Genomic DNA, 6000 nt, shown 5'->3' with positions numbered 1-6000 from the left:
CCGCGCAACTGCGCCGAGGCCGGGATCAAGGACGTGGGCGTGATCGGGGTGGATTCGGGCTGGGAGCTGTACGTGGGCGGCAACGGCGGCATCAAGACGGAGGTGGCGCAGTTCCTGGTGAAGGTGAAGACGGCGGCCGAGGTGATGGAGTATTCGGGCGCGTTCTTGCAGCTGTACCGCGAGGAAGGCTGGTACCTGGAGCGCACGGTGCATTACATCGGGCGGGTCGGGCTGGACTATGTGAAGAAGAAGATCCTCGAAGACGAGGCTGGCCGCAAGGCGCTGTGGGAACGGCTGCAGTTCGCGCTGGACGGGGAGCCCGATCCCTGGTTCGAGTCGAGCCAGGCATCGGTGGATGTGCGGCAGTTCACGCCCGTGGCTGTCGTGGACGAAGCAACGCAGGCAGCGTGAGCGAAGGAGCAACAGCAATGAACGACAACAACGAATGGAAAGTCATCTGCCGCGTCGAGGACATCCCGGTGCTAGGCGCACGCCGAGTGGCGCGCCCGGTGGGCGTGGACGTGGCGGTGTTCCGCAATTCCGAGAACCAGGTGTTCGCGCTGCTCGACCGCTGCCCGCACAAGGGTGGCAGCGTGGCGTGTCCACTGCACAACTGGGCCATCGGGCTGGAAGACGGCTGCGCCAAGTCGCCCGATGAGGGGTGCACCCCCAGGTTCGCGGTGAAGGTGGCCGAGGGCGTGGTGCACCTGGACGCGGGCGAACTCGCAACGCATGCGGTGGAGCTGGAGCGCCCCGTCGCGGGCCCCGCGAACCGCGCGTGCCTTCAAGCCGAAGACTCCGCCGCCTGACACCGCCGAGCAACAACACATGAGCCTCCTCACTCTCACCTCCCCGTCCGCCGCAATGCGCACCGGAACGGCCGGCAACCGTAGCGCAGGAATGCAGCCGATGCAGGGCCGCTGCACGCTCGTCGGCGCCGGCCCCGGCGATCCTGAACTGCTCACGCTGAAGGCGCTCAAGGCCATCCAGTCGGCCACGGTGCTGCTCGTCGACGACCTGGTCAGCGACGACATCGTCGCCATGGCGGCGCCCGGCGCACGCGTGATTCACGTCGGCAAGCGCGGCGGCTGCAAGAGCACGCCGCAGAGCTTCATCGAGCGGCTGATGATCATGGCCGTTCGCGAAGGCGAGCACGTGGTGCGCCTGAAGGGCGGCGATCCGTTCATCTTCGGCCGCGGCGGCGAAGAGGTAGAGCACCTGGCCGAGGCCGGCATTCACGTCGAGGTGGTGAACGGCATCACGGCCGGGCTGGCGGGGCTGACTTCGCTCGGCGTGCCGCTCACGCACCGCACGCATGCGCAGGGCGTGGTGTTCATCACCGGGCATGCCAAGCCCGGAGCGCCCGGACCCGACTGGCGCACGCTGGCCGCCACGGCCCATTCGGCGCGGCTGACGCTGGTCATCTACATGGGCGTATCGAGTGCCGGCTCGATCCAGGACGAGCTGCTGAGCGGACTGCCGCCAGAGACTCCCGTCGTGGTGGTGCAGAACGCCAGCCTGCCCTCACAGCGGCACGCCGTCGGCACGCTGGCGACGCTCCGGCAGACCATTGCCGACAACGGCCTTTGCAGCCCCTCGATCATCGTGGTCGGCGACGTGCTGCAGGGGCTGGCCGCCGCAAGTTCTCCCGCGCATCTTGCGCTGGAGAAGGCCGCCTGAGGGGCAGCCTCCCCTCGCCTGTTTTCTTCCAGCTTTTCCAATCAAAACCAAAGCAACGCCATGGCCTATCTCCTGCCTTCCGAATTCGTCACCAAGATGGTGGACGCCGGTGAGTCCAAGATCTTCATGTCCACCCGCGACACGCTGATTCGCGCCTTCATGGCGGGCGCCATTCTTGCACTGGCAGCCGTGTTCGCCGTCACCATCAACGTGCAGACCGGCTACTCGATCATCGGAGCCATCCTGTTTCCGGTCGGCTTCTGCATGCTGTACCTGCTCGGCTTCGACCTCTTGACCGGCGTGTTCGTGCTGACGCCGCTCGCGCTCATCGACAAGCGGCCCGGCGTCACCATAGGCGGCGTGCTGCGCAACTGGGGCCTGGTCTTCGTCGGCAACTTCCTTGGCGCCTTCCTCGTGGCCGTGCTCATGGCCATCGTCTTCACCTTCGGCTTCACGAGCCCGCCGGACAAGGTGGGCCAGGTGATCGCCACCATCGGCGAGGCGCGCACGGTCGGCTACTCCGACCACGGCGCCGCAGGCATGCTGACGCTCTTCGTGCGCGGCATGCTGTGCAACTGGATGGTGTCCACCGGCGTGGTGGGTGCGATGATCTCCACTTCGGTGACCGGCAAGGTGCTGGCCATGTGGATGCCGATCATGGTGTTCTTCTTCATGGTGTTCGAGCACTCGGTGGTCAACATGTTCCTGTTTCCGTCGGCACTGCTCATGGGCGGCAATTTTTCGATCATGGACTACATCATCTGGAACGAGATCCCGACCGTGCTGGGCAACCTCATCGGCGGCCTGTCGTTCACCGGCCTGACCCTGTACGCGACCCACGTACGCACGGCGCCCAAGCGCGTCGCCCGCTAAGCCACCCAACCGCCGTCGTCGCGCCACGATGCGTCCCGGACTCGCGATATCGATCGGACAGCATTCCGACAAGGGACGCAAGGACGCCAACCAGGACTTCCACGGCGCCGCCCTGCCGGAGGCGTCCACCCGCCACGCGAAGGGCGTGGCCATCGCCATAGCCGACGGCATCAGCAGCAGCGACGTCAGCCACGTGGCCAGCGAGGCGGCGGTCCGCAGCTTCCTGACCGATTACTACTGCACCTCGGACGCATGGAGCGTGAGCCGCTCGGCGCAGCGCGTGCTCACCGCCACCAACGCCTGGCTGCACGCACAAACGCAAAGCGGCGGCGGCCGTTTCGACAAGGACCGCGGCTACGTCTGCACCTTCAGCGCCCTGGTCATCAAGTCGACCACGGCGCACGTCTTTCACGTCGGCGACACGCGCGTCTACCGCTGGCACGCGGAGGCGCTCGAGCAACTGACCGAAGACCATCGGGTGTTGGTGGCTGACGGGCACAGCTATCTGAGCCGCGCGCTCGGCGTCGGCCCGCACATCGAAATCGACTACCAGGCCGTGGCCGTCGAGAAAGGCGACGTCTTTCTGCTGACGTCAGATGGCGTCCATGAACATATGGACGCCGCCGCCATCGGCGCCGCGCTGGCGGCCCATCCAGCCGATCTCGACGCCGCGGCAAGGAGCATCGCCGAGGAAGCCTTTCGGCGCGGCAGCCTCGACAACCTGACGGTCCAGGTTGTCCGGATCGACGCGCTGCCCCACGGCGAGTTGAACGAACTGCAGGCGCAGCGCGCGGCACTGCAACTGCCGCCCGTGCTCGAAGCGCGCATGCGGTTCGATGGCTACACGATCGTGCGCGACCTGCACCGCAGCCACCGCAGCCACATCTATCTGGCGGTGGACGACGACACCGGCCAGAGCGTGGTGCTCAAGACGCCGTCCGTCGACCTGCAGAACGACGAGGCGCATCTGGACCGCTTCCTGCTGGAGGAATGGGTGGCGCGGCGCATCGACAGCGCGCACGTGCTCAAGCCTCATGTTCCGGACCGCAAGCGCAATTACCTCTATGTGGCCATGGAGTTCATCGACGGGCAGACGCTCGCGCAATGGATGGTCGACAACCCGAGGCCCAGCCTGGAGTCGGTGCGCCGCATCGTCGAGCAACTGGCCAAGGGCCTGCAGGCCTTCCATCGCATGGAGATGCTGCACCAGGACCTGCGGCCCGAGAACGTGATGATCGACCGCACCGGCACCGTGCGGATCATCGACTTCGGATCGGCCTGGGTGGCGGGCCTGGGCGACAGCACGCGGGTCGAGCCGGACCCGATACTGGGCACGGTGCAGTACACGGCGCCCGAATACTTTCTGGGCGAAGGCGGCTCGGCGCGATCCGACCTGTTTTCACTGGCCGTCATCGTCTACCAGATGCTGACCGGGCGGCTGCCCTACGGCGCGGAGGCCGCGCGCATCCGCACGCGCGCGGATCAGCGCAACCTGCAGTACCGGTCCGCTCTGGACGCGCAGCGCGCCATTCCGGCCTGGATCGACGAGGTGCTGCGCAAGGCGCTGCATCCCAATCCGCTCAAGCGCCATGAGGCGCTGTCGGAATTCGTGCAGGACCTGCGCCAGCCCCACCCGGATTTTCTGAACCGGCGCGGCACGCCGCTGGTCGAGAAGAATCCCGTGTTGTTCTGGAAATGCGCCACCCTGGTGTTGGGCATTGCGCTGGTGGTGCTGCTCGGCGCGATCAGCCTGCGGGGCTGAATCCGCGCCGGGTGCTAAGCCTCTGCTCAGGCCGACTCAGGAATTCGAAGCGCTTGTGGGCCGCCATGGTTTCGGGCAGCACGTAAACCACCCCACGGCGGCTGCCCAGCACGGGCTTGATGTAAGCGTCGTAAAAGGCGGCCGGCACGTTGATGCAGCCGTAAGAAATACGGTTGTCGGCCACGGTTGGCGAAGCCAGCCGCTGCAGGCGGCGTTCCGATTTCTTTGTGGCGCGCACGCGGTGCATGGAAACCGCCGCGTCGTAGTCGATCCAGACGATGTCCTCGCCCTTGGTGTTGAGGCCCGGCTCCGTCTCGAAACGGCCCGCCGGCGTCGTGCGCTCTTCAGGCCGTATCTCGGACATCGCGCGTTCGCCGATGCCCGGCACCGAATCGTCGCCGCGCGCCAGCCCCAGAAGTACCGGCGATGAAGCCTGCAGCCGCCCCTGGGCGTCGAAGATGAAGACACGCGCATTGTGCTTGTCGATCACCGCGAAAGGCGCATTCCGGTTGTCCGCTGCCGCAACGGCCGCCCTTGCGAGCCATAGCGCTTCGTCCCCCGCGCCCGCCACGGGGATATGGGCGAACGCGAGAAGAAGGACCGCAGCGAGCACGGCCAGCGGCCTGCTCGCTGCGCCCGTTCCTGGCCTCACGGCATTCATGGCTACGCCGCGTTCGGGTGCGTGCGGTCAGCCGCTCAGTTGCGGTCGGCGCGTGCGCGGCGCATTGCGGGCGTGTCGCCCGAAGCCGCCATGGTCGTGCTGGAGCTGCTGCTCGTGTCGGGCGAGCTTTGAGCCGTCGGCGGGGTGGTTCGCGCGGCGCCGCCGCTTTCCGGGGTCACGCCAGTGGTGCCCATTGGGCCGCCCGAGGGATTTTGCTGGCCGGCCGCGGTGGCCGGATTGGCTGGCGCCGTGGTCGGCGGATTGCCCTGGGCGAACGCCGCGCCTGCGGCACCGAGCGCGAGTGCGGCAAGAAGTCTGGAAGTGCTGTTCATGGTCGTGTCTCCTGAAGAAAGCCGGCAGTGCCGGAAGGAAGAGGCCGTGCCGGACCGAGTGCCCGACTCCAGGAAAGCTAGGTCGTTGCGGGCCGCGGCGGGTCAGCTTGCGGCGCGGCACGGTGTAGGAGAAGAGAAGCGCGAAGCGAAGGGGCTACCTCTACCCTTCCCTATCTCCTATCTCTTTTCATCCGACTTGCGCGCCTCCTCCGCCTTGTCCTGCGGTGCCTTGGGCAGCTTGACCTTCGTCACGGTGACGGACACCGGGTCGCTTGCGGGAAAGGATTCTTCCACCCCGCTGTCCAATGCCTCTTCGCTGGGCGCCTGCTCGACCGGCTTGGCCGGCTCGCTGGCGGGCTTGTCGTGGTTCTTGGATGTGGGAAAGGGAAATGCCTTGTCGGATGTTTCAGTGGTCATGGGGACTCCGTCCGGCCCCTGTGCGCGCAAGCGCCCAAGGATATAAGTTGGAACGAATCGATTCTGGGCGCGGCGCCGGCCCCGAGCGTAGGACGGCACCAGCGTCCGCTAGTCGGAAGCTTCCTCCCCACTGAACAGGACAACGGGAGGGGACGCCACGACTTCGTCCAATACACTTCATTGGCTCCAGCGCGCCTGAACACCTTAGTGCGGATTTTTTGTGACATCCTCGCGGAGACGAGGACAATAGTGCACCAAGCTGCGCGATTTCCAGG

Annotated in this window: 7 protein-coding genes and 1 pseudogene; 5 read left to right on the top strand and 3 right to left on the bottom strand. The window is 66.5% G+C overall.

Annotated features, from left to right (window positions below):
• From ASC78_RS05045 to ASC78_RS05025, 5 genes and pseudogenes are all read left to right on the top strand, one after another.
• A pseudogene (locus ASC78_RS05045) lies at window positions 1–411 on the top strand (nitrite reductase large subunit); the annotation flags it as partial.
• 17 nt (window positions 412–428) lie between these two features.
• A complete protein-coding gene (locus ASC78_RS05040) occupies window positions 429–809 on the top strand; it encodes a Rieske 2Fe-2S domain-containing protein (RefSeq protein ID WP_055797274.1) in 381 nt (126 codons plus the stop codon).
• A 55-nt stretch (window positions 810–864) separates the two neighbouring features.
• A complete protein-coding gene (gene cobA, locus ASC78_RS05035; RefSeq protein WP_055797269.1) occupies window positions 865–1680 on the top strand; it encodes a uroporphyrinogen-III C-methyltransferase in 816 nt (271 codons plus the stop codon).
• Between the two features lie 60 nt (window positions 1681–1740).
• Complete coding sequence (locus tag ASC78_RS05030) at window positions 1741–2553, top strand: formate/nitrite transporter family protein (protein WP_055797267.1); 813 nt, start codon at window positions 1741–1743, stop codon at window positions 2551–2553.
• Between the two features lie 28 nt (window positions 2554–2581).
• Complete coding sequence (locus ASC78_RS05025; protein ID WP_055797263.1) at window positions 2582–4315, top strand: bifunctional protein-serine/threonine kinase/phosphatase; 1734 nt, start codon at window positions 2582–2584, stop codon at window positions 4313–4315.
• Here ASC78_RS05025 and ASC78_RS05020 read toward each other — a convergent pair.
• From ASC78_RS05020 to ASC78_RS05010, 3 genes are all read right to left on the bottom strand, one after another.
• Window positions 4299–4976: a hypothetical protein gene (locus tag ASC78_RS05020; RefSeq protein ID WP_055797260.1), complete on the bottom strand. Its 678-nt coding sequence runs from the start codon at window positions 4974–4976 to the stop codon at window positions 4299–4301. The two genes, ASC78_RS05025 and ASC78_RS05020, sit on opposite strands and share 17 nt — an antisense overlap.
• Window positions 4977–5011: 35 nt before the next feature.
• Window positions 5012–5308, bottom strand: coding sequence for a hypothetical protein (locus ASC78_RS05015; protein WP_055797258.1), 297 nt, complete (start codon window positions 5306–5308; stop codon window positions 5012–5014).
• 177 nt (window positions 5309–5485) lie between these two features.
• Entirely contained in the window at window positions 5486–5725 is a 240-nt protein-coding gene (locus ASC78_RS05010) for a hypothetical protein (RefSeq protein WP_055797255.1), read from the bottom strand.
• Between the last annotated feature and the right edge of the window lie 275 nt (window positions 5726–6000).

The organism is Variovorax sp. Root318D1, assembly GCF_001424835.1.
Classification (GTDB): domain Bacteria; phylum Pseudomonadota; class Gammaproteobacteria; order Burkholderiales; family Burkholderiaceae_C; genus Variovorax.
This window is presented reverse-complemented; position numbering and strand designations above follow the sequence as displayed.

Bases quoted from the DNA above. Each gene is read 5' to 3' on its own strand.
- ASC78_RS05040 (WP_055797274.1), top strand. From the start codon at position 429: ATGAACGACAACAACGAATGGAAAGTCATCTGCCGCGTCGAGGACATC.
- cobA (WP_055797269.1), top strand. From the start codon at position 865: ATGCGCACCGGAACGGCCGGCAACCGTAGCGCAGGAATGCAGCCGATG.
- ASC78_RS05030 (WP_055797267.1), top strand. From the start codon at position 1,741: ATGGCCTATCTCCTGCCTTCCGAATTCGTCACCAAGATGGTGGACGCC.
- ASC78_RS05025 (WP_055797263.1), top strand. From the start codon at position 2,582: ATGCGTCCCGGACTCGCGATATCGATCGGACAGCATTCCGACAAGGGA.
- ASC78_RS05020 (WP_055797260.1), bottom strand. From the start codon at position 4,976: ATGAATGCCGTGAGGCCAGGAACGGGCGCAGCGAGCAGGCCGCTGGCC.
- ASC78_RS05015 (WP_055797258.1), bottom strand. From the start codon at position 5,308: ATGAACAGCACTTCCAGACTTCTTGCCGCACTCGCGCTCGGTGCCGCA.
- ASC78_RS05010 (WP_055797255.1), bottom strand. From the start codon at position 5,725: ATGACCACTGAAACATCCGACAAGGCATTTCCCTTTCCCACATCCAAG.